Source organism: Rhizobium sp. P28RR-XV, from assembly GCF_012641385.1.
In the GTDB taxonomy this organism is placed as follows: Bacteria; Pseudomonadota; Alphaproteobacteria; order Rhizobiales; family Rhizobiaceae; genus Rhizobium.
In genome coordinates this window covers 342,618-363,685 of sequence record NZ_JABAIG010000009.1, presented here as the reverse complement: position 1 = coordinate 363,685, position 21,068 = coordinate 342,618, and the positions used below count along the sequence as shown (strand labels likewise).

Annotated in this window: 24 protein-coding genes; 8 read left to right on the top strand and 16 right to left on the bottom strand. The window is 60.3% G+C overall.

All coding sequences use genetic code 11. The features are described from left to right. The first annotated feature begins 14 nt into the window (after positions 1–14). Positions 15–917, top strand: coding sequence for a metal ABC transporter substrate-binding protein (locus tag HGP12_RS21080; protein WP_168840786.1), 903 nt, complete (start codon positions 15–17; stop codon positions 915–917). A 51-nt stretch (positions 918–968) separates the two neighbouring features. Here HGP12_RS21080 and HGP12_RS21075 read toward each other — a convergent pair whose 3' ends face one another. Together HGP12_RS21075 and HGP12_RS21070 are read right to left on the bottom strand one after the other, a co-directional pair. After that, the gene (locus tag HGP12_RS21075) at positions 969–1,277 is read right to left on the bottom strand and encodes a Dabb family protein (protein WP_168840787.1); all 309 of its coding nucleotides are present in this window, start codon (positions 1,275–1,277) and stop codon (positions 969–971) included. A gap of 125 nt (positions 1,278–1,402) precedes the next feature. Then, positions 1,403–2,302, bottom strand: a complete 900-nt coding sequence (locus HGP12_RS21070) for a LysR family transcriptional regulator ArgP (protein WP_168840788.1) — start codon at positions 2,300–2,302, stop codon at positions 1,403–1,405. 99 nt (positions 2,303–2,401) lie between these two features. Here HGP12_RS21070 and HGP12_RS21065 point away from each other — a divergent pair, with 99 nt between their 5' ends. Beyond that, positions 2,402–3,010, top strand: coding sequence for a LysE/ArgO family amino acid transporter (locus tag HGP12_RS21065; protein WP_168840789.1), 609 nt, complete (start codon positions 2,402–2,404; stop codon positions 3,008–3,010). Positions 3,011–3,121: 111 nt separating this feature from the next. Next, a complete protein-coding gene (locus HGP12_RS21060; protein ID WP_168840790.1) occupies positions 3,122–4,012 on the top strand; it encodes a dihydrodipicolinate synthase family protein in 891 nt (296 codons plus the stop codon). A 45-nt stretch (positions 4,013–4,057) separates the two neighbouring features. On the opposite strand, the gene rnhA is transcribed toward HGP12_RS21060, so the two are convergent. The 5 genes from rnhA to HGP12_RS21035 all read right to left on the bottom strand — a co-directional run bounded on the left by rnhA (position 4,058) and on the right by HGP12_RS21035 (position 8,020). Next, positions 4,058–4,498, bottom strand: a complete 441-nt coding sequence (gene rnhA / locus HGP12_RS21055; protein ID WP_168840791.1) for a ribonuclease HI — start codon at positions 4,496–4,498, stop codon at positions 4,058–4,060. Further along, positions 4,495–5,460 (bottom strand): homoserine kinase, encoded by a 966-nt coding sequence (locus tag HGP12_RS21050; RefSeq protein ID WP_168840792.1) that lies wholly within the window; start codon positions 5,458–5,460, stop codon positions 4,495–4,497. Before HGP12_RS21050 ends, rnhA begins: the two co-directional genes overlap by 4 nt. Before the next feature lie 201 nt (positions 5,461–5,661). After that, the gene (ispH, locus tag HGP12_RS21045; protein ID WP_168840793.1) at positions 5,662–6,669 is read right to left on the bottom strand and encodes a 4-hydroxy-3-methylbut-2-enyl diphosphate reductase; all 1,008 of its coding nucleotides are present in this window, start codon (positions 6,667–6,669) and stop codon (positions 5,662–5,664) included. A gap of 177 nt (positions 6,670–6,846) precedes the next feature. Further along, on the bottom strand, positions 6,847–7,632 hold the full coding sequence (locus HGP12_RS21040; RefSeq protein ID WP_168840794.1) for an SURF1 family protein: 786 nt from the start codon (positions 7,630–7,632) through the stop codon (positions 6,847–6,849). Continuing rightward, positions 7,601–8,020 (bottom strand): DUF983 domain-containing protein, encoded by a 420-nt coding sequence (locus HGP12_RS21035; RefSeq protein ID WP_168840795.1) that lies wholly within the window; start codon positions 8,018–8,020, stop codon positions 7,601–7,603. Before HGP12_RS21035 ends, HGP12_RS21040 begins: the two co-directional genes overlap by 32 nt. Before the next feature lie 149 nt (positions 8,021–8,169). Between HGP12_RS21035 and HGP12_RS21030 the strand changes: the two genes are divergently transcribed. Then, on the top strand, positions 8,170–8,820 hold the full coding sequence (locus HGP12_RS21030; RefSeq protein WP_168840796.1) for a chloramphenicol phosphotransferase CPT family protein: 651 nt from the start codon (positions 8,170–8,172) through the stop codon (positions 8,818–8,820). Positions 8,821–8,883: 63 nt separating this feature from the next. Here the strand turns inward: HGP12_RS21030 and HGP12_RS21025 are convergent, their stop codons facing one another. From HGP12_RS21025 to coxB, 6 genes are all read right to left on the bottom strand, one after another. Next, the gene (locus HGP12_RS21025; RefSeq protein WP_168840797.1) at positions 8,884–9,762 is read right to left on the bottom strand and encodes a cytochrome c oxidase subunit 3; all 879 of its coding nucleotides are present in this window, start codon (positions 9,760–9,762) and stop codon (positions 8,884–8,886) included. Between the two features lie 61 nt (positions 9,763–9,823). Continuing rightward, positions 9,824–10,435: a cytochrome c oxidase assembly protein gene (locus tag HGP12_RS21020; protein WP_168840798.1), complete on the bottom strand. Its 612-nt coding sequence runs from the start codon at positions 10,433–10,435 to the stop codon at positions 9,824–9,826. A gap of 9 nt (positions 10,436–10,444) precedes the next feature. Then, positions 10,445–10,585 carry a hypothetical protein gene (locus tag HGP12_RS21015; protein WP_168840799.1) on the bottom strand — a complete coding sequence of 47 codons (141 nt, stop codon included), beginning with the start codon at positions 10,583–10,585 and terminating at the stop codon, positions 10,445–10,447. After that, complete coding sequence (locus tag HGP12_RS21010) at positions 10,582–11,541, bottom strand: heme o synthase (protein WP_168840800.1); 960 nt, start codon at positions 11,539–11,541, stop codon at positions 10,582–10,584. Before HGP12_RS21010 ends, HGP12_RS21015 begins: the two co-directional genes overlap by 4 nt. A gap of 58 nt (positions 11,542–11,599) precedes the next feature. Beyond that, positions 11,600–13,294 carry a cytochrome c oxidase subunit I gene (gene ctaD, locus HGP12_RS21005; protein ID WP_168840801.1) on the bottom strand — a complete coding sequence of 565 codons (1,695 nt, stop codon included), beginning with the start codon at positions 13,292–13,294 and terminating at the stop codon, positions 11,600–11,602. Between the two features lie 14 nt (positions 13,295–13,308). Next, positions 13,309–14,199 (bottom strand): cytochrome c oxidase subunit II, encoded by an 891-nt coding sequence (gene coxB / locus HGP12_RS21000; protein ID WP_168840802.1) that lies wholly within the window; start codon positions 14,197–14,199, stop codon positions 13,309–13,311. A gap of 337 nt (positions 14,200–14,536) precedes the next feature. On the opposite strand from coxB, the gene HGP12_RS20995 reads away from it, so the two are divergent. Beyond that, positions 14,537–15,160 (top strand): invasion associated locus B family protein, encoded by a 624-nt coding sequence (locus tag HGP12_RS20995; RefSeq protein ID WP_168840803.1) that lies wholly within the window; start codon positions 14,537–14,539, stop codon positions 15,158–15,160. 63 nt (positions 15,161–15,223) lie between these two features. Continuing rightward, entirely contained in the window at positions 15,224–16,639 is a 1,416-nt protein-coding gene (gene tldD, locus HGP12_RS20990; protein WP_168840804.1) for a metalloprotease TldD, read from the top strand. 11 nt (positions 16,640–16,650) lie between these two features. Here tldD and HGP12_RS20985 read toward each other — a convergent pair whose 3' ends face one another. Both HGP12_RS20985 and HGP12_RS20980 read right to left on the bottom strand, forming a co-directional pair. Further along, entirely contained in the window at positions 16,651–16,956 is a 306-nt protein-coding gene (locus HGP12_RS20985) for a pyrophosphatase (protein WP_168840805.1), read from the bottom strand. A 108-nt stretch (positions 16,957–17,064) separates the two neighbouring features. Beyond that, positions 17,065–18,360 (bottom strand): D-alanyl-D-alanine carboxypeptidase, encoded by a 1,296-nt coding sequence (locus HGP12_RS20980; protein WP_168840806.1) that lies wholly within the window; start codon positions 18,358–18,360, stop codon positions 17,065–17,067. A 227-nt stretch (positions 18,361–18,587) separates the two neighbouring features. On the opposite strand from HGP12_RS20980, the gene HGP12_RS20975 reads away from it, so the two are divergent. After that, complete coding sequence (locus HGP12_RS20975; protein WP_168840807.1) at positions 18,588–19,646, top strand: polysaccharide deacetylase family protein; 1,059 nt, start codon at positions 18,588–18,590, stop codon at positions 19,644–19,646. Between the two features lie 3 nt (positions 19,647–19,649). On the opposite strand, the gene pdxH is transcribed toward HGP12_RS20975, so the two are convergent. Then, complete coding sequence (pdxH, locus tag HGP12_RS20970; RefSeq protein WP_168840808.1) at positions 19,650–20,270, bottom strand: pyridoxamine 5'-phosphate oxidase; 621 nt, start codon at positions 20,268–20,270, stop codon at positions 19,650–19,652. A gap of 66 nt (positions 20,271–20,336) precedes the next feature. Between pdxH and HGP12_RS20965 the strand changes: the two genes are divergently transcribed. Further along, complete coding sequence (locus HGP12_RS20965; RefSeq protein ID WP_168840809.1) at positions 20,337–20,795, top strand: RT0821/Lpp0805 family surface protein; 459 nt, start codon at positions 20,337–20,339, stop codon at positions 20,793–20,795. Positions 20,796–21,068: the final 273 nt, after the last annotated feature.

Here is a 21,068-nt window from a genome sequence, read left to right as displayed (position 1 = left end):
ACAAGGAGACTTTCATGAAAAAACAGAGACTGCTTCTCTCTGCGGCAGCAACGGCCTTCGTCGCCTTCGCCGTCGCCGCGCCCGCCTCCGCCGAAACGCTCAATGTCGTCGCGTCCTTCACCGTGCTTGCCGATGTCGTCAAGCATGTCGGCGGCGACCACGTGAAAGTGTCGAGCCTCGTCGGCCCGAATGGCGATCCCCATGAATTCGAGCCCTCGCCGGCCGATGCCAAGACACTGAATGCCGCCAAGGTCGTCTTCGTCAGCGGCGAAGGCCTGGAGGGCTGGATGGACCGCCTGATCAGCGCCTCCGGCTACAAGGGAACGCCTGTTGTCACCTCCGATGGCGTCAACACGCGCACGATGGTCGACGACGGCAAGACGGTCACCGATCCGCATGTGTGGAACAGCCCGGTCAATGTGAAGATCTGGGTCGCCAATATCGAGAAGGCTCTGTCATCAGCCGATCCGGCCGACGCCGCCGATTTCAAGGCCAACGCCGAGCGCTATACAAAGGTGCTGACCGAGCTCGATGCCTATGCGCACGGCAAGTTCGACAAGATCCCGGAAGACCGCCGCAAGGTGCTGACCAGCCACGACGCCTTCGGATATTTCGGCCGCGAATACAAGGTCAGCTTCCTGTCGCCGCTCGGCGTTTCCACGGAAACGGAAGCATCGGCCGCAGAGGTCGCCAAGCTGATCGAGCAGATCAAGACCGAACACGTGAAGACCTATTTCTTCGAGAATTCGAACGATCCGCGCCTAGTCAAGCAGGTCGCCAAGGCCACCGGCGCCGAGCCCGGCGGCGAGCTTTATGTCGAATCGCTTTCCAAGACAAACGGGCCAGCTTCGACTTACGAAAAAATGTTCCGTTATAACGTTGATCAGCTCGCCGCAGCGATGGCGAAATCCAGCTGATCGACCGGAGCCGGTCGCAGGCATACCCCCTGCGACCGGCTCCTGGCAGTTTTAGAGATTGAAATCAAAGACCATCAGACCGGCCAGGCCGCCATCCGTGGACGATACGATCCGCTCGCCGACAGCGACATGATCGGGATGCACCAGATAGGCATCGCGCGCTTCGACACTTTCGAAGGTGACGACAAATCCATCGGCGAAACCGCCATGCAGGCCCTCGGGCGAGACGTTCGGCCCATATTTCACGTCGACAATGCCCGGAATGACCTTCTGCAAGGCCGCGACGGAATCGAAGAGCACCCTCTTCTCGTCCTGTGTCATGGCGGATTTGAGCCGAAGAAAAACGCAATGCAGGATCATAAGTCAATCTCCCTGGAAATCGGGAGCAGCATAGAGGGAAAGGGCAGCGGGGCAAGGCACCGATTCGCGAACATTGCGTTCCAGGTGACAGGGCGAATGGCAACGTATTCATCGCGAAGCATAGCTCACGCTGACAGATGGTATTTGGCCGTCACGGTTATCTCACGCGTCAATTCGGCAAGCCGATCGGCGGCGAGACGGCTCACCTGCCAATATAATGGAATGTCCAACGGGGTGTTGGGAATAAGTTCTATCAGGCGCCCGGCCTGCAGATGTTCCCGTACGAGCTGGATGGGATTCATGCCCCACCCCATGCCTGCAAGACTGGCATCGACGAAACCCTGGGTCGACGGCAGCCAGTGGCTCGGATAGGCAAAATCCTTTCCGAATGTCTGGCGTATCCACTGGCTTTGAAGCCTGTCCTTTTGGTTGAAGGTCAAGGCCGGCGCATTCATGATCGCTTCCGGCGTCACGCCCGCTTTAAAATACCGGGCAATGAAATCCGGGCTTGCAGTCGCATGATAGCGGAGCGCGCCAAGGGATGTGCGCCGGCATCCCTGGATCGGTTTTTCCAGGCCGGTGACGGCCGCAATCACCCGCCCCCGCTGCAGCCATTCGGCGGTATGATCCTGGTCATCGATGGCGATATTCAGCAGATAGGGAGAGCGCTTGGCAAAACCCGATATGGCCTCCACGAACCACGTCCCAAGGCTGTCGGCATTCGTGGCAATGTGAAGCGTTACTTTTTGCTTGGGCTCGCCCGGATCGATGAGGGCCGGCAGACGGTCGAACAGCTCGTCTTCCAGCATGCCGACATTTTCCATATGGCGGCAGAGCCATTCGCCCTTTTCCGTCGCGGTGCAGGGGTTGCCCCTGACGATCAAAACGACGCCGAGGCGCTCCTCAAGCTGTTTCACCCGCTGCGAGATGGCGGAGGGCGTCACGTTCAGAATGCCCGCGGCCTTTTCGAAGCTGCCGGTTTGCACGACCATGGAGACGGCACGGAGAGCGGAATAATCGAGCATGGCTTAGTTTTACTTAATCCGGGTTAGCAACATTAATTAGCCTAAATCGGCATATGGCGATACCGAAATGCTCATTCGTTTCGGAGCATTTCGCCAAGCATGAATTTTTCGATTTACCTGACAGGCCTCACGATGGGGCTCAGCCTGATTGTCGCTATCGGTGCGCAAAACGCCTTCGTCCTGCGCCAGGGCCTGCGCAACGAACATGTGTTCGCCGTTTGCCTTGCATGTGCCCTCTCCGATGCCGCGCTCATCGTGCTTGGGGTGACGAGCTTCCGCCAGATCGCCGCCCTCCTGCCCTGGCTCGATCCGGTCATGCGTTATGCGGGAGCGGCTTTCCTGATCTGGTATGGAGCCAAGAGCCTCTATTCCGCCTTGCGTTCGTCTGCGGTGCTGACTGCCGGAGAGGCGAAATCATCGAGCTTTCGCCAGACGCTTGCCATGTGCCTGGCGCTAACCTGGCTCAATCCGCATGTCTATCTCGACACCGTTGCCCTGCTTGGCACGATCTCGACCCGGTTTCCGGGGAACGAGGCTTCATTTGCGGTGGGTGCCATGACGGGCTCCTTCCTGTTCTTCTTTTCGCTCGGCTTTGGCGCGAGGTGGCTGAGGCCGATCTTCGCGAAACCCGCGTCCTGGCGCATTCTGGAAACGCTCATTGCTCTTACGATGTGGATGATCGCCACCAAGCTGCTGCGCGGAGTATGATTTCTGCGGCATATTCATGGACAGTCACACGGCGCTAAGCGTAGGACGATTTCAGCTTCTGCTTTTCGAGCGCTATCGCTGGTCGGAGCCTGACAGAGAAGGAAAACAATCGTGACACTCTTTACTGGCCTTTCGGCCTTTCCGATTACCCCGACCGATGCTTCCGGACACGTTGATATTGTAGTGCTCGTCCGCCTGCTCGAACGCATCCAACTGGCCGGCGTTGATTCCATCGGGTTGCTCGGCAGTACGGGCGGTTACGCCTTCCTGTCACGCGACGAGCGCCGGCGGGCTGTCCAGGCCGCAACAGCCAGCGTCGGCGGCAAGATCCCCGTCATCGTTGGGGTTGGAGCGCTGCGAACCGACGAAGCGCAGGCATTGGCGCGCGATGCCAAGGCGTCCGGTGCGGATGGGCTGCTGTTGGCCCCCGTATCCTATACTCCACTCACGGAGGAAGAGGTCTACCAGCACTTCGCAGCCGTCGCGGAGGCCGGCGAACTGCCGCTTTGCATCTACAACAATCCCGGCACAACAAAATTTACATTCAGCGATGGGCTGATTGCCCGCCTGGCAAAGGTGACGAATATCGTGGCGGTGAAGATGCCTCTGCCGCAAGGAGGCGATTTCGAGGGAGAGATAGGGCGTCTGCGCCAAGAAACGCCAAAGGGTTTCGCCATCGGCTATAGCGGCGATTGGGGAGCGGCGGCCGGGCTGCTGGCCGGTGCCGATGCCTGGTACAGCGTGGTCGCCGGCCTCCTGCCCGCCGAGGCGCTGGCGCTCACACAGGCTGCGCAAGCCGGCGATACCGCCGAAGCCGAACGTCTCGATCAGAAGTTTCAGCCGCTATGGAACCTATTCAAGGAGTTCGGCAGCTTCCGCGTCATGTATGCGATTGCCGAACTGCTCGATCTTTGCAGGATCGATCCGCCGCGTCCGATCCTGCCCTTGCCCGCCGCCGCGAAGCCGAGAGTGAGAAGCGCGCTCGATCACATTTTGGCATGATCGAGCTCTGTGCGACACGGCTAATCCGAGTTTGTCGCCGACGAGCTACTTCCTCTTGAAAGGCTCCATGCCCTTGCGCGCCAGCTCGTCGGCCCGTTCATTCTCCGGGTGTCCGGCATGGCCCTTGACCCAATGCAGCGTCACCTTGTGCCTGTTGTAAGCTTCGTCCAGCGCCTGCCACAGCTCGGCATTCTTCACAGGCTTCTTATCCGCAGTCTTCCAGCCGTTCTTCTTCCAGCCGAAAATCCACTTGGTGATGCCGTCCTTGACGTAAACGCTGTCGGTATAGAGATCGACCTCGCAAGGCGCTTTCAGAGCGCCGAGGGCTGAAATCGCCGCCATCAGCTCCATGCGGTTGTTGGTCGTATCCGCCTCGCCACCGGACAGTTCCTTCTCCACCTCGCCATAGCGAAGCACGGCGCCCCAGCCGCCTGGACCGGGATTGCCCGAGCAGGCGCCGTCGGTAAAAATATCGACGTGCTTCATGCCTTCAGCCCGTATTCGGCTGATGAGGCGATCTGGCGGTGGAAGCGCAGCTTGCGCAGATATTCGATCGGGTCTTTCTTGGTGACCATGGCGCCGGCCGGCGTCGTCAGCCAATCATAGAGCCGGGTCAGGAAGAAGCGCAGCGCCGAGCCGCGCGCAAGCGTCGGCAATGCCGCGATTTCTGTTGCACTCAGCGGCCGCACGCTCTGATATCCCTCAAGCAGCGCCATGCCCTTGGTGATGTTATAGGCGTGATCCTTCTCGAAGCACCAGGCATTGAGGCAGATCGAGACGTCATAGGCGAGCTGATCGTTGCAGGCAAAATAGAAATCGATCAGGCCGGAGAGCCTGTCACCCAGGAAGAAGACATTGTCCGGGAAAAGATCGGCATGAATAACGCCCTCGGGCAGATCCTTCGGCCAATGCTTTCCAAGGAAATCGAGTTCGCTGCGGATTTCGCCCTGCAGGCCGGATTCAACCTCGTCCGCACGCGCCTCGGACTTTTCCCAAAGCGCCTGCCAGCCCTCCAGCGAGAGCGCGTTCGGGCGGCGGATGTCGAAGCCCTCGCCGGCGATATGCATGGCGGCCAGCGCCTTGCCGACTTCGCGGCAATGATGCGCCTCCGGCTTGCGCAGCCACATGCCCTCAAGGAAGGAGATCAGGGCGGCAGGGCGGCCGGAGAGATGACCGAGCAAGGCGCCATCACGGCGCGGCAAGGGCAGCGGGCAGGACAGGCCGCGGCTCGCCAAGTGCTGCATCAGGCCCAGGAAGAATGGCAGGTCGCCCTTGTCGACGCGCTTCTCGTAAAGCGTCAGGATCAGCGGCTCGCGGCTCGTATGCAGCAGGAAGTTCGAATTCTCGACGCCTTCGGCAATGCCCTTGTAAGAGAGCAACTCGCCGACATCATATTCGGTTAGGAACCACTTCAAATCGTCTTCGGTAATATCGGTATAAACAGCCACGCACTATTCCCTGCTTGATACACGCCAGCCACCGTAGCCGCCCCGCCCTAGTGGTTCGAGACGGCCCTTTAGGCCTCCTCACCATGAGGGCTGATCTCCTTGGCGGCTGGCGTCGAAACTCTTGCCCCCTCATCCTGAGGTAATTTGCCGATGCAGCGTCCGCGCAAGCGGCAAGGCCTCGAAGGACGAGGTACGCCTTCTTCAATCCCCGTTGACGAAAGCCATGTCCGCCGTCGTCAGCTCGATACCGCGCAGCTCGCGATTGACGAGGAAATTCTCGGTTTCCTTCACAGTTTCAGCGAGCTCCACGACGGCATTGTAGCGGGCGCGGAAAGCTTCGATGATCTCGTTGACGATGACTTCTGGCGCAGATGCACCAGCGGACAGACCAACCGTTTTGATATCGCCGATATTGTCCCAGTCGATCTCCGAGGCACGCTGGACGAGGACGGATTTCTTCGCCCCTGCCCTGAGCGCGACTTCGACGAGGCGCTTGGAATTGGACGAATTCGGCGCGCCGACGACGATGAAGAGATCGCAGCCCGGAGCCGCCTCCTTCACCACTTCCTGGCGGTTGGTCGTGGCGTAGCAGATCGAATCGGCTGATGGTGCGGTGAGATTGGGGAAGCGCTCCTGCAGGCGCGCAATGACACCGGCGGTATCGTCGACCGAAAGCGTCGTCTGCGTGACGAAGCCGAGATTGTCGGGGTCGGCCGGCTGGTAGACGTCGGCATCCTCCACCGTCTCGATCAGCGACACGGTGCCCTCCGGCAGCTGGCCCATGGTGCCGATCACTTCCGGGTGGCCGGCATGACCAATCAGGACGACGTGGCGGCCGAGGCGATTGTGCCGCATGGCCTGCTTGTGCACCTTGGAAACCAGCGGACAGGTGGCATCGAGATAGAAAAGATTGCGCGCATCGGCATCGGCCGGCACGGATTTCGGCACGCCATGCGCCGAGAAGACGACAGGCTGGGCACGATGTTCGGCCGGGATTTCGTCCAGCTCCTCGACGAAGATGGCGCCCTTGGCCTCCAGCCCTTCGACGACATAGCGATTGTGCACGATCTCGTGGCGGACATAAACAGGCGCGCCATAGGCCTTCAGCGCCAGAACGACGATCTGGATGGCGCGGTCGACACCGGCACAGAAGCCGCGCGGCCCGCAAAGCCGGATGGTCAGGTCAGGTTTGGAAACGGCTATGTTCATGTCTCTTCCGAAATCCGCAAGCGATGGCTCAGCCAAAGATAGGTGCGCTCTGCCGCCTGCTCCATTTAGTCCGCACGATCTTGTCCAAAAACCACTGCGCACTTTTTGGGATCATGCTCTAGCCGAATATTCCATCGAATTGAAGCTATTCTATTGCATATCTCTACTGCAGGGCCTCTATTGTGAGGGTGCATCCGGATGGCGCTTGCGCCACCAGGATATCGCGACAATGGCAGCCAGCGCGACCGCCAGCCCATACCATGTCACCGCATATTGCAGATGATTGTTCGGCAGATCGATGAGGGTGACGCCGCCGACCGGCAGACCTTGGGGATTGGGCGTCTTGTCGGCATCGATGAAGAAAGGCAGCACCTGGTCCTTCGGCAAGCCGACGCTGGACGCCATGCTATCCAGATCCTTCCAGAAGAAGATGTTCTTGCCGAGATCATTATCCGGCATGCCGTCGGGCCGGCCGGTGAGTTTGGCGCGGGCAAGGCCAGTGACGGTCTGTTCGCCCGTAAGTTCGCCTCGCTCGCGCTTTTCGGGCTCCTTGGCCTCGGTGGGCACGAAGCCTCGATTGACGAAGACGTAGCGTCCATCGTCCAGCTGCAATGGCGTGTAGACATGAAAGCCGGGATCGCCGTCATAGGTAGCGAGGAAATGCCGCTCCTTGTCGTTGAGGTAATGGCCGGCGGCGGTCACCACGCGGTATTCGATATCGCCGCCGGAGGCAGCCATCGCCTCGATTGCCGATAGCGGCGCGGCCGGCGTGTCCTTGCGCGCGGCGATATCGGCCAGCAGGCCTTCCTTCCACTGCAGCCGCTCGACCTGCCAGGTGCCGAGCCCGATCAGGATGACGAGCGCAACGAACAGGAGCAATGCCTTGCCGATCTGCCACACGGGATTGGCGCGACGGGCCGGCATGCTTGACTCAGTCACGAGTGATGCGTCCTTCACTGGCATTGTTACGGTACTGCAGCGCGATCAGAATGCCCTTGCACCAGCGCAGGGAGAGTAGCGACAGGATGATGGTCAACGGCGCGAACAGCACGATATAGACCCAGATAGGCGGCGCATAATTGATCTGCGTCCACAGAACCAAGCCGATGACAATGAAACCGACGATCAGGATGACGAAGACGGCCGGGCCATCGCCGGCATCGGCGAAGGCGTAGTCGAGATCGCAGGCGGCGCAGCGCGGCTTCAGCGACAATAATCCATCGAAGAGCTTGCCCTGGCCGCAACGCGGACAACATCCCTGGATGCCGACTTTGAACGGATCGACGGGCGCAAAGAGAGCGCTGTCGCTATGCGGTGTCCCGTCGGGCGTCTTGTCTTGCTCTGAGTCCAAAGTTCTGTCTCTGTCGGCCTGTCATTGCGGGCGACCATGTGGATCTCGCCCCTGTCACCATCAGTAACCGCGATGCACGCATCCGTCCAATCGAAAAGCTCTGACATCCTCGTCATCGGTCTGGAAAACATGTCAAAAGGATTGAATTCATGGCAGTCAGCGAAGACACACCGCCCGGCCACATCGTCATTCTGAACGGTGCGCCGCGATCCGGAAAAAGCAGCATCGTCGAGCTTATTCAGGCTGAATTCGAAGGCGTGTGGGTCAATCTCGGGGTCGACGCCTATGTACGGCATGTCACGCCCCCGCGCTATCGCCCAGGCATCGGCTTGCGCCCCGGCGGCGAGCGGCCGGATCTCGAGCCGCTGGTTCAGCGCTTTTATGCCGCACTCTATGCATCGATCGCCGCACACAGCCGCATGGGGCTGAATGTCGTCGCCGAATTCGGCCATCACGACGCTTATTCGCAGCCGCTTGGCATCCTTGCCGATTGCGCCCGGCGACTGGCGGGGCTGCCCGCTTTGTTCGTCGGCGTGCGTTGCCCGCTCGATGTCGTGATGCAGCGGCGGCTGGCGGAAGGACCGGAAAGACAAGGAACTTATGTGAGGGTTGAGGCTGGCGTGCCCGCCCCCGCGCCGGTCGTTGCCTGGCAGGAGCAAGTGCATCGGCCCGGGATCTACGATCTGGAAATCGACACGTCCGTGAGCAGCCCCGAGGCCTGTGCTGAGCAAATCCGACGATTGCTCGCTAAAGGCCTGCCTCATCCGACGGCATTCGAGAAGATTGCTTCAAGGGATTGAGGACACAAAAACAAAAGGCGGACGTTAGCCGCCCGCCTTTTACTATCGAAAGATCGAAGCCGATCAGCCGGCCGCGACCGGCGCGCCCCAGCTGCCCCAGATATAGATGCAGAAAAACAGGAACAGCCAGACGACGTCGACGAAGTGCCAGTACCAGGCGGCCGCTTCGAAGCCGAAATGCTGCTTCGGCGTGAAATCGCCCCTGATGGCGCGGACCAGGCAGACCAGCAGGAAGATCGTACCGATCAGAACGTGGAAGCCGTGGAAGCCGGTCGCCATGAAGAAGGTCGCGCCATAGATCGAGTTCTTGAACGCGAAGGGTGCATGCGCATATTCGTAGGCCTGCACGCAGGAGAACAAAGCGCCGAGCAGGACCGTCAGCGTCAGGCCCTGGATCAGCCCCTTGCGGTCGCCATGCAGCAGCGCATGATGCGCCCAGGTGACCGTGGTACCCGACAGCAGCAGGATGATGGTGTTGTAGATCGGCAGGTGCCAGGGATCGAGAACCTCGACGCCCTTCGGCGGGAACTGGCCGCCGAGGAACGCCGTTCGCGAGGCCTGGATCGCCTCGTTCGGGAACAGACTGACGTCGAAATAGGCCCAGAACCAGGCGACGAAGAACATCACCTCGGAGGCAATGAACATGATCATGCCGTAGCGCAGATGCAGCGACACAACGCGGGTATGCGCGCCCGCATGCGCCTCCTTGATCGTATCGGCCCACCAGCCGTACATGACGTAGAGGATCACGGCGAGGCCGATGAAGAACAGCCAGGGCTGCGCCCAATTGATCCCGAACAGATGCACCGCGCCGCCATTGAGATAGCGCATGAAGCAGACACCGCCGAAGGTGATCACGAAGGCCCCGATGGCCGCGGTAATCGGCCAGGCGCTGGGCTCGATGATGTGATAATCGTGTTTTCTCTGATGCACTTCGGCCATATCAGCAATCCCCGAATAACTTTTCCCATATTGCTTCCGGTCAAACCGAAAGCACTCTCCATCAAAGTTTCTTTTCCACCGGCTTCGCAGCGCCGTCATTGGATGCCACGGGCTTAGCGCCCTCCCGCGGGTAGTAGGTGTAGGACAGTGTCAGCGCGTTGATCGTCTTGGTTTCCACGGCCTTGGTGATCTCGGGATCGACATAGAAAACCACCGACATCTCGCGCTTTTCCCCGGGCGCGAGATCCGTCTCATTGAAGCAGAAGCACTGGACCTTGTTAAAATAGACCCCGGCTTCCAGCGGCGAGACGTTGAAGATCGCCTGGCCGCGCTCCATCTTGTCCGACTTGTTCTCGATTTCGAACTTGACCTCGACCGTCTCGCCGATCTTCGGACTTACCGATTTCTGCAGCGGCTTGAAATCCCAGGGCAGACCGGGTGCGACATTGGCGTCGAAGGAAACCTGGATCTGCTTGTCGAGAATGAGGTTGGATACCTGCTCGACGCGCTGCGTCGTGCCGTTATAACCCGTCACCTGGCAGAACATGCGATAGAGCGGTACGGCAGCGGCGCACATGGCGCTCATGCCGACGACGAAGCTCAGGCACATGGCAACGATCATCCCGTTGCTACGGCCGCTGCTTCTCGTGCTCTTTGTGACCTCCCCCACCATCACGCCTCCTCAAACGTGTCCGGAGCCGACCTTGATGATGGTAATCGCGTAGAACAGCACCACCAGGCCAGCAAGCACCAGGCCGAGCGCTATATTGCGCCCGCGCCGCGATTTCCTCTGCGCTTCCGTGAGCTTAACCAGTTCGATCATAGCCAGCCTCCGACGCCGCCCGATATCGGCACGGCAACGAGACGGTCGATCAGCAACGCGGAAAAGATCGCGAAGAGATAGAAGATGGAAAAGCCGAAAAGCTTCTTTGCCGGCACCATCTTCACGTCGCCGTCGGCCATGCGCCAGACGGCGATGGAACAGTGTACGAAGACCGCACCCAGCAGCGCGGCGACGACGCCATAGCCCAGGCTCGCAAAGCCCATGAAGGCCGGGACGACGCCGACAATGGCCGTCAGAACGGCATAAACGACGATCTGATTCTTGGTCGTCGGAATACCAGCGACATTCGGCAGCATCGGCACGCCGACGGCCTCGTAGTCGCCCATCTTGAACAGCGCCAGCGCCCAGAAATGCGCCGGCGTCCACAGGAAGATGATGAGGAAAAGCACGATGCTCTCGATCGTCACGCTGCCGCTCACGCAAGCCCACCCGATGACGGGCGGAAAGGCGCCGGCCGCGCCGCCGATGACGATGTTCTGCGGCGTCGAACGCTTCAGCCACATCGTATAGACGACGGCATAGAAGAAAATGGTGAAGGCGAGGATGCCCGCAGAAAGCCAATTGATGGCAAGGCCGAGGATCACAACCGAGAAGCCCGACAGCACGAGCCCGTAGGCCAGCGCTTCCGATGGCTTGATGCGACCCGCAGGTATCGGCCGGCGCGCAGTTCGGCTCATCACGGCGTCGATATCGGCATCATACCACATGTTCAAAGCGCCGGAGGCGCCGGCACCGACGGCGATGCAGAGAATGGCGATGAAGCCGAGGACCGGATTGATGTGGCCGGGAGCCAGCACCAGACCGGTGAAAGCGGTGAAGACGACCAACGACATGACGCGCGGCTTCAAAAGCTCGAAATAATCGCGCGCACTCGCTTCCGACAGGCCGGTATCGCCTTGCTTTGCGAGCGCTTCGTGATTGTCGATGAGCGTCATTCTTTCTTCCAATTGTCAGTTGAGCCGGACGCCGTTTATCACGGCGTCCGGAAACAGGCTACTTGATGCGCGGCAGCTCTTCCCACTGGTGATGCGGCGGCGGCGACGAAAGCTGCCACTCGAGCGTGGTTGCGCCCTCGCCCCAGGGATTATCGCCTGCAACGCGCTTCTTCGAGAATGCATCTATAACGCCCCAGAAGAAGAAGCAAAGGCCGACGGCTGCGACATAGGAGCCGATGGAGGAGACGAAATTCCAGCCGGCATAGGCATCCGGATAGTCGATGTAGCGGCGTGGCATGCCCGCACGACCCAGGAAGTGCTGCGGGAAGAACACCATGTTCACACCGATGAAGGTGATCCAGAAGTGCCAGTTGCCGATCCGCTCATTGTACATGTAGCCGGTCATCTTCGGGAACCAGTAGTACCAGGCGGCAAAGATGGCGAAGACGGCGCCGAGCGACAGAACGTAGTGGAAGTGTGCCACAACGAAGTAGGTCGCATGCAATTCACGGTCGAGACCGGCATTGGCGAGCTGAACGCCGGTCACGCCGCCAAGCGTGAACAGGAAGATGAAGCCGAGCGCCCAGATCATCGGCGTGCGGAACTCGATCGAACCGCCCCACATCGTCGCGATCCAGGAGAAGATCTTCACGCCCGTCGGGACAGCAATAACCATCGTGGCGAACACGAAGTAACGCTGCGTGTCGAGCGAAAGGCCGGTCACATACATGTGGTGAGCCCAGACGACGAAGCCGACGGCGCCGATCGCAACCATGGCGTAGGCCATTCCGAGATAGCCGAAGATCGGCTTGCGCGAGAAGGTCGAGATGATGTGGCTGATCATGCCGAAGCCGGGCAGGATCAGGATGTAGACTTCCGGATGACCGAAGAACCAGAACAGGTGCTGGTAGAGCAGCGGGTCGCCGCCGCCTTCCGGCGAGAAGAAGGTCGTGCCGAAATTGCGGTCAGTCAGCAGCATGGTGATGGCGCCGGCCAGAACCGGCAGCGACAGCAGCAGCAGGAAGGCGGTGATCAGCACCGACCAGGCAAACAGCGGCATCTTGTGCAGCGTCATACCCGGCGCGCGCATGTTGAGGATCGTCGTGATGAAGTTGATCGCGCCGAGGATCGAGGAGGCACCCGCGATATGCAGCGCGAAGATGACCAGATCGATCGCCGGGCCGGGATGGCCGACCGTGCCGGACAGGGGTGCATACATCGTCCAGCCGCCGCCCGCGCCATAGGCGCCTGCCGGACCTTCGACGAACATCGAGAGGATGAGCAACAAGAAGGCCGGGACGAGAAGCCAGAACGAGATATTGTTGAGGCGCGGGAAGGCCATGTCAGGCGCGCCGATCATGATCGGCACCATCCAGTTGGCGAAACCGCCGATCATCGCCGGCATGACCATGAAGAAGATCATGATCAGCGCATGGGCGGTGACGAAGACATTGTACATCTGCTTGCCGCCATCAATGGCGGCATCGCCCGAAAAACCATAGACCATCGACGCCAGACCGCTGAAGATCTGAATGCCGGGCTCCTGCAATTCCATGCGGATGGCCACGGACAGGAGGAAGCCGATCACGCCCGCGAAAATCGCGAAGATCAGGTAAAGCGTGCCGATGTCCTTGTGATTCGTCGAATACAGCCAACGCTCGGCGAAGGTCGGCGTGTGCGCGTGATGATCGTCGTGCGCGTGCGCGTCTTGAAGATCGTGCGAGTGATCGTCGTGTGCCTTGGATCCAGCCATTGTTCCTATCCCTCTTACTTGGCCGTGTTTTCGGCGACCTTGACGGTCGTCGGTTCGTCGACGGCGGCCATCAGAGCCTTGTTCGCCTTGTTCAGATCAGTCGCGGCTGAGGCCAGCCACTGCTTGTACTGATCGTCGGAGACGACGCGGATGGCGATCGGCATGAAAGAGTGATCCTTGCCGCAAAGCTCGGAACACTGACCATAAAACAGGCCTTCACGGTCGGCCTTGAACCATGTTTCGTTTAGGCGGCCGGGAATGGCGTCGATCCTGACGCCGAAGGAAGGCATTGCGAAGGAATGAATGACGTCGGCCGGCGCGGCCGTGACGAGGACGCGGACGTTCTTGCCGACCGGCACAACCATTTCGTTGTCGACGGCGAGAAGCCGCGGATATTTCGACTTGTCGTCCTTGCCGGCGGCGGTGCGATCCTGGTCCTTCAGCATGAAGGAATCGAAAGCGACCGGCGTGGCGCCGCTGTTCTCATACTCGTAATTCCACTGCCACTGCGTCGCCGTCGCCTTGACGGTTACATCGGTCTGCTCCGGGAATGTCAGCTGATCGGTGAGAAGATTGAAGGAGGGAATGGCCAGAAAGAGAAGAACGAGGACCGGGCCGATGGTCCAGATGACTTCGATCAAGGTGTTGTGGCTCGTCCTGGACGGAACCGGGTTCCTGGAAGCCCGGAACTTCACCATGACCACCACCAGGAGGACGAGAACCAGCAGCGTGATCGGAATGATAAACCAAAGCGTGTATGCCTCAAACCAGCGGATTTGATGCATGTTGCCGGTCGCCGCCTGCTGCATACCGGTTTCCCAGGGTCTCGGCTGATCGGCATAACTGCCTGTCGCAAAAAGCAGACAGATCATAGCCGTCAGAGCCGCGTAAGCTCTTTTAATCACGATGTCTCTCCCTCCAGCGTTTGATCCCAGATCTTCCTCAAACGCAGTATCCCTACAATCCATTGCGCTTCAAACCACAGTTTGGGGTGCTCCGCAACAACTCAAGAGATTTGTTAGTGCGGCATTTTTGCGCGAATATCTCCCCCGATACCAGCCAGACATGGCAAGCATTTCATCATCATACGAAAAATTGCATGATGGTCCATGGCGCCACCGGGACAAAATGGAGTAGAGGTCGTATTTCCGCCGTAGTCGGTTGGAATCCAGCAGCCGGGGCTTTTCATTTGCCGGCCTGGGCTTCAACAATAGCGGCACTGATTCGAATCTAGAGGTTTCCATGGGTTTTCGTTCCCTCGCCCGGCTTTTGCTTGTTACCAGCAGCGTCGCTGCTGCAGCCGCGGCACCCGTATGGGCGCAGCAGGCACAACAGACCCAGCCGCCGGCGCAGCAGACCCAGCAGTTGCAGCCCGAACAGCAGGGCAAGCCGCAGCCGCATACGCAGCAGGTTCCCACGAGCCAGGTTCCGCAGCCGCCGGGCACCGTGCGTTCCAGCCACGGCGCATGGTCCGTCGTCTGCGACAAGCCGGCCGGCGCCTCGGCCGAGCAATGCGCGCTGATGCAGAACGTGATCGCCGAGGATCGTCCGGAAATCGGCCTTTCCGTCGTCGTGCTGAAGACGGCCGACCGCAAATCGAAGATCCTGCGCGTGCTTGCGCCGCTCGGCGTGCTGCTGCCGAACGGTCTGGGCCTCAATATCGACGGCAAGGATATCGGACGCGCCTATTTCGTGCGCTGCTTCTCCGATGGCTGCTATGCCGAGGTCGTGCTCGAGGACGAGTTGTTGAAGACGCTGCGCAGCGGCGCCACCGCAACCTTCATCGTCTTCCAGTCGCCGGAGGAAGGTATTGGTATTCCTGTGGACTTGAAGGGCTTCGCGGACGGTTACGACGCCCTTCCCTGATGGGATGGGCTTGCTCTTGCGCCATGCGAAGCCTACATCGGCTCTGAACGGAGCACATGACCCATGAATACCGATCTCCTTACTCTTTTCGATGCTGACGAAGCCAAGCTGCGCGGCATCGTCGCCGAAGCGCTGTCGGGCGCCGATGACGGCGAACTCTTCATCGAACATGTCCAGGCGGAATCGCTGACGTTCGACAATGGTCGGATGAAGGGCGGTAGCTTCAACACGGAACAGGGCTTCGGCCTTCGCGCCGTTGCCGGCGAGGCCGTGGGCTATGCCCATGCCGGGGATCTTTCGGAAGCCGCCCTGAAACGCGCCGCCGATGCCGTGCGCGCCGTCACTTCCGGCTATGCCGGCTCCTACGCGGCAGCTCCGCAGCGCACCAACAAGGTGCTTTATGGCGACGAAAACCCGATCGGCACGCCGAGCTTCGAGGAAAAGGCAAAGCTCCTGCAGAGGATCGACAGCTATCTGCGCGACAAGGACGACAAGGTGCGCCAGGTGACGGCATCGATCGCCGCGAGCTGGCAGGTGGTCGACATCCTTCGCGCCGACGGGCATCGCGTGCGCGATATCCGCCCGATGACGCGCATCAACATCTCTGTCATCGTCGGTGACGGCGACCGCCAGGAATCCGGCTCTTTCGGCACCGGCGGCCGCATCGGCTTCGGCGATTTCGTAACGCAGGACAATTGGCACCACGGCGCCGACGAGGCCCTGCGCCAGGCGCTGGTCAATCTCGAGGCGATCGAAGCCCCGGCAGGTACGATGGATGTCGTGCTCGGCTCCGGCTGGCCGGGCGTCATGCTGCACGAAGCCGTCGGGCACGGGCTGGAGGGCGATTTCAACCGCAAGAAGACATCGGCTTTCGCAGGACTGCTGGGCCAGGTGGTCGCCGCACCCGGCGTCACGGTCGTCGACGACGGCACGATCGAGAACCGCCGCGGCTCGATCACGGTAGACGACGAAGGCACGCCTTCGGCCTATAACGTGCTGATTGAGAACGGTAAGCTCGTCGGCTACATGCAAGACCGGCAGAATGCGCGGCTGATGGGCATGAAGGCGACCGGCAACGGCCGCCGCCAGGGCTACGCCCATACGCCGATGCCGCGTATGACCAATACCTACATGCTCGGCGGCGACAAGACGCCGGACGAGATCATCGCCTCGGTGAAGAAGGGCATCTATGCCGTCTCCTTCGGCGGCGGCCAGGTGGACATCACGTCGGGCAAATTCGTCTTCGGCTGCACCGAGGCCTATCTCATCGAGGACGGCAAGATCGGCGCGCCGATCAAGGGCGCCATGCTGATCGGCAACGGACCGGATGCCATGAAGCGCGTTTCGATGATCGGCAACGACACGAAGCTCGATACCGGCATCGGCAATTGCGGCAAGGCGGGCCAATGGGTGCCCGTCGGCGTCGGTCAGCCGCATCTGCGGATGGATCAGATCACGGTCGGCGGCACCAAGGCCTAAATCCGCCTTCCCTATTCGTGCGGGCGGAAGCGCCACTTCCGCTCGACAGCGGCATTGAGATCAAGGCCGTTGCGGTGTGCGAAGAGAAGGATATGGCCGAACACATCAGCCGTTTCATCCGCCAAAGCCGTTGCCAACTCTGATTCGCTCATGCCCTTGCGGCGTCCGCGGCCTGTAACCTTGTTCCAGATCTGGATCAATTCGCCCATTTCCTCCTGAAGCTTCAGGACGAACCAATCGTCGTCGCGTTCCAGGTCGTTATCGGCGGCATAGGTTGCCGAAGCCGCTTCGAATTGCTTCATCAGATCTGACAGCATCGATGTCGTTCCTCTTATGTTCTCAACATAGATGAACGATTCCTGCAAAAAAGTCGAGCCGGCGGAGGTTTGCCCCGCCGGCTCGCTTTTATCCAATTGGGACTCTGCTCAGCCCTTGCTCGGCAGCAGCATGCAATCGAAATCCTTGCGCTTCAGAGCGGAGCAGGCGGAATTCGCATCGTCACGGCTTGCGAAACCGACGAAGCGGGCGCGATAGACCGTGTTGCCGCCCTTGCCGACAGCTTCGGTATAGGGTGACGCATTGGCGAGCGCATTGCCGGCCCGGGACTTGGCTTCGGAGAGCAGATCCTTGGCGGCCTGGGCGGTCGGCGTTGCGGCAATCTGCACCTGCCAGCTGCCGGTCGCCGCCGCCGGCTTGTTGGCAACGAGGATCTCATCCATCGCAGCCGGGCGATCCATCGGCACGGTGACGTTCGAGGCCGCGGCGAATGCCATCGGCACGACCTCGACGCGCTTGCGTGCCGGCGTCGTCGTGGCCGTGGTCTGGGTATCGACATCGACCCCAACATCGTCGGAAGCGGAGGCCACTTCGACCTGCTGCGGAACCTTGCCGCCGCCGATACTTGCAACCAGCCGCGATGACGAAACGGAGGTTGCCTTCGGGATATTGCGATCCAGCAGCGATGCCATCAATGCGTCGCGACCGCGCGCTGTGGCGCCGCCCATGACGACACCGATCACCCGGCGATTGCCCTGGCGTACGGCGCTGACGAGATTGAAGCCGGAGGCATTGGTATAGCCGGTCTTGATCCCGTCCATGCCTTCGTAGCGGTACATCAGATTGTTGTGACCACGTACGCTGCGACCACGATAGTTGAAGCTCGTCTGCGAGAAGAGCCGGTATTCCTGGGGATAATTATTGATGAGCGCGACGGCCAGCGTCGACATATCGCGTGCCGTCGTCACCTGCTGCATGCTCGGAAGACCGGAAGCATTGACGAAAACGGTGCGGCGCATGCCGATTTCCCGCGCCTTCTGCGTCATCAGCCGGGCAAAGCCGCTTTCGCTGCCGCCGAGCGCTTCCGCCATGGCGGCTGCAGCGTCATTGGCGGACTTGATGATCATGCCGTCGACCGCTTCGCGGACAGTCACCGTGCTGCCGGGCTTCAGACCGAGCTTGGTCGGCGGCTTGGCGGCGGCGGCGCGCGATACAGGGATCCTTGTGTTCCAGCTCAGCTTGCCGCGATGGATCGCCTCGAAGGCCATGTACAAGGTCATCATTTTGGTCAGCGATGCCGGATGGTTGAGGTCATCGGCATTGCTCGATGCCAGTACCTTGCCGGTCTTCGCATCCATGATGAAATAGGCGCTGCCCGCAAAGCTCGCCGCAGGAGCGCTCAACAGCAAGACGGCCGCAGAGAGAGCCATCAGAAGTCTTTTCATAATTGTCCCCAACCGAAAGAATGCCCACACACCGCATCAATCCCTGTATGATTTTGCGACAAAAAACCTGATATCGGTGCGATATTGAGGCAACAGCCTCGATAGTTCTTCAATTTTGCCGTTCCTGGTAAAATAACCATTAACGCATTGGAAATTATGGCAAAGATTCAGTAAGGTTTAACGGGGATGCGCTACAGCGTTGACGTTGGTCAACCGGGTTAATCCGCATGGAACAGGGCATCAAGGTCCGCCTCAAGCGCACGATGATTTCCAGCGGGCTGGAGGCTGCCGCTATTCTGAAGGGTGCCGGCCTGATGCGCGATGTCGCGGGCCTCGGCGCCATCTTCGCCCTTCACCATGTCCGCCCTGCCCTTTCCCGCCGCTTTGCGCCCAATGCGCATCTCGAGGTTTCGCCCGATTTTCTCGACCGCGCGATCGCGCGGTTGAAAAAGGATGGCTATGAATTCATCGCGCTTGACGCTGTTCCATCACGGCTGGCGAATGCCGTGGGCAAACCGCCCTTCGTCGCCTTCACGCTCGACGACGGCAATCGGAACAACCTCGATCACGCCCTGCCGGTCTTCGCCCGTCACGATGCGCCCTTTACCGTCTTCGTCGCCCAGGGGCTCTCGGAGCGGACCCACAGCATATGGTGGGAAACGCTCGCAGAGCTGCTCGGCCGGCTGGATCGGCTGATATTCGATTTCGGAGCCGGCGAGGAATTCCTGCCGCTTGGCAAGGAGAGCCAGAAGCACATAGCATTTGCGCGCTTTGCCGCCTTGGTTCACGGCAACGACGAAAGCGAAGCCGTCCGCCGGATCGACGAGCTTGCGCGGCGCCACGACTTGGAACCGCTCGACATTGTCAACGCATCGATCATGGATCGGGGCGAACTAAGGCAACTCTCTCACCATCCCCTCGCATCGCTCGGCGCGCATACGGTGAGCCATCGTGGGCTGGCGAGGCTGCCCGAAGCGGAGGCAGCGGCGGAAATGGCGCTTTCGGCCGATTATATCGCCGATATCACCGGACAGCGGCCGATCTCGATCGCCTATCCCTACGGCACGCTTGAGGCCGTATCGCCGCGCGAAGGCAGGCTCGTGGCGGAACTCGGCTTTTCCGTCGGCGTCACGACGCGCCCCGGTACGATCATGCCGACGAATGGCACTACGCCCATGCTCCTGCCGCGGCTCTCGCTGAACGGCCATTACCAGAAGCCCCGCTACGCATCGGCGCTTGCCTCCGGCATCCCTATGCGATTGATGGGGCGCCGGGAAACGGCATAGGGCTCAAGGATACATCCGCACCTTCTGCCAAGCGCCTTCCGGCACTTCACGGCGAAACTCGATGCGATCGTGCAGACGGAACTGGCGATCGTGCCAGAACTCGATCGACAGCGGCCGGATGCGGAAACCGGACCAGTGGGACGGGCGCGGAATGTCGCCGATGGCATAGCGGGCGGTATATTCGGCAACCGCCTTTTCCAACGCAAAGCGGCCTTCGAGCGGGCGGGATTGCTTCGACGCCCAGGCGCCGATGCGGCTGCCGCGCGCCCTGGTCTTGAAATACTCATCCGCTTCCTGGTCGCTCACCACTTCAACCACACCGCGCAGGCGCACCTGGCGGCGCAGTGATTTCCAGTGGAAACACATGGCCGCTTTCTTGTGGTAAAGAATTTCTTGACCTTTCTGGCTTTCGAAGTTCGTATAGAAGACGAATCCGTCGCTATCAAAACCCTTCAGAAGAACCATGCGGACATTTGGCAATCCATCCTTATCCACCGTTGCCAAGGCGACCGCGTTCGGATCGTTCAGCTCCGTGGTCTCTGCTTCGCGCAGCCAAGACGCGAAAAGAGCGAAAGGTTCGTTCTGCTCTGTGAAGTCACCGGTTGTTAACTCGTTTTCCGACATATTAGTTCAAATACTCCGCAATTCCTAATAACCGCCGGCCCCTCTGGCTGGCCAAAAAACGCTCGGGTGGAAGTCATAGCAAAGTCGACCGTTCATACAAAGCGCAAGCTTGCAAAAGGCGTGACGATGGCTGTCGTCCTTGTCTCCCTTTTCACCCTTGGCGGCTGCGTCGGCGGCGGCATGGACTACCTAAGCTCGGCCAAGGTGGATCGCAGCGTATCGACGGGCACAGTGCCGACGGCGCCTGTAACCACGGACAGCATCTCCGACGAAACCACGGTGCGCAATGCCGTCACCTCGGCGGATCTCCACAAGCTCAACGGCCAATCCATCCCCTGGGCGAACGCTTCCACTGGCAGCGCCGGCGTCATCGACGCGATCGTCGAAAGCAATGCATCCGGCGTAGTTTGCCGCCAGTTCCGCACCAGCCGCCATTCCTATCAGGGCATCGCCAACTTTTCCGGCAGAACCTGCCTCGTCGGTCAGGGCGAATGGCAGCTGCTGAGTTTCCAACAGGCCGGCTGATCGCCTTTTCACCCTCTTTTCCCCGCGCCATCGACCCGGCCGTACGGCGGAATGATAGACCCATCATGCCGTTATGACTTCCTGGCATTCATCGTTAGCGATCGGCTAACCATGCGCCGAAATGGGAGCCGACGGTCCCCGTGCGGCTAACGCCTGATTAGCAACTCTTCCCGCAGGATCGGTTCATACGCGCATCGGCCATGCCTCCCTACCGGGAAGCAAGGCATGAAGCGCGATCAATTGGTGCTTTGCTTGGGATGCCGCGATGGGGCT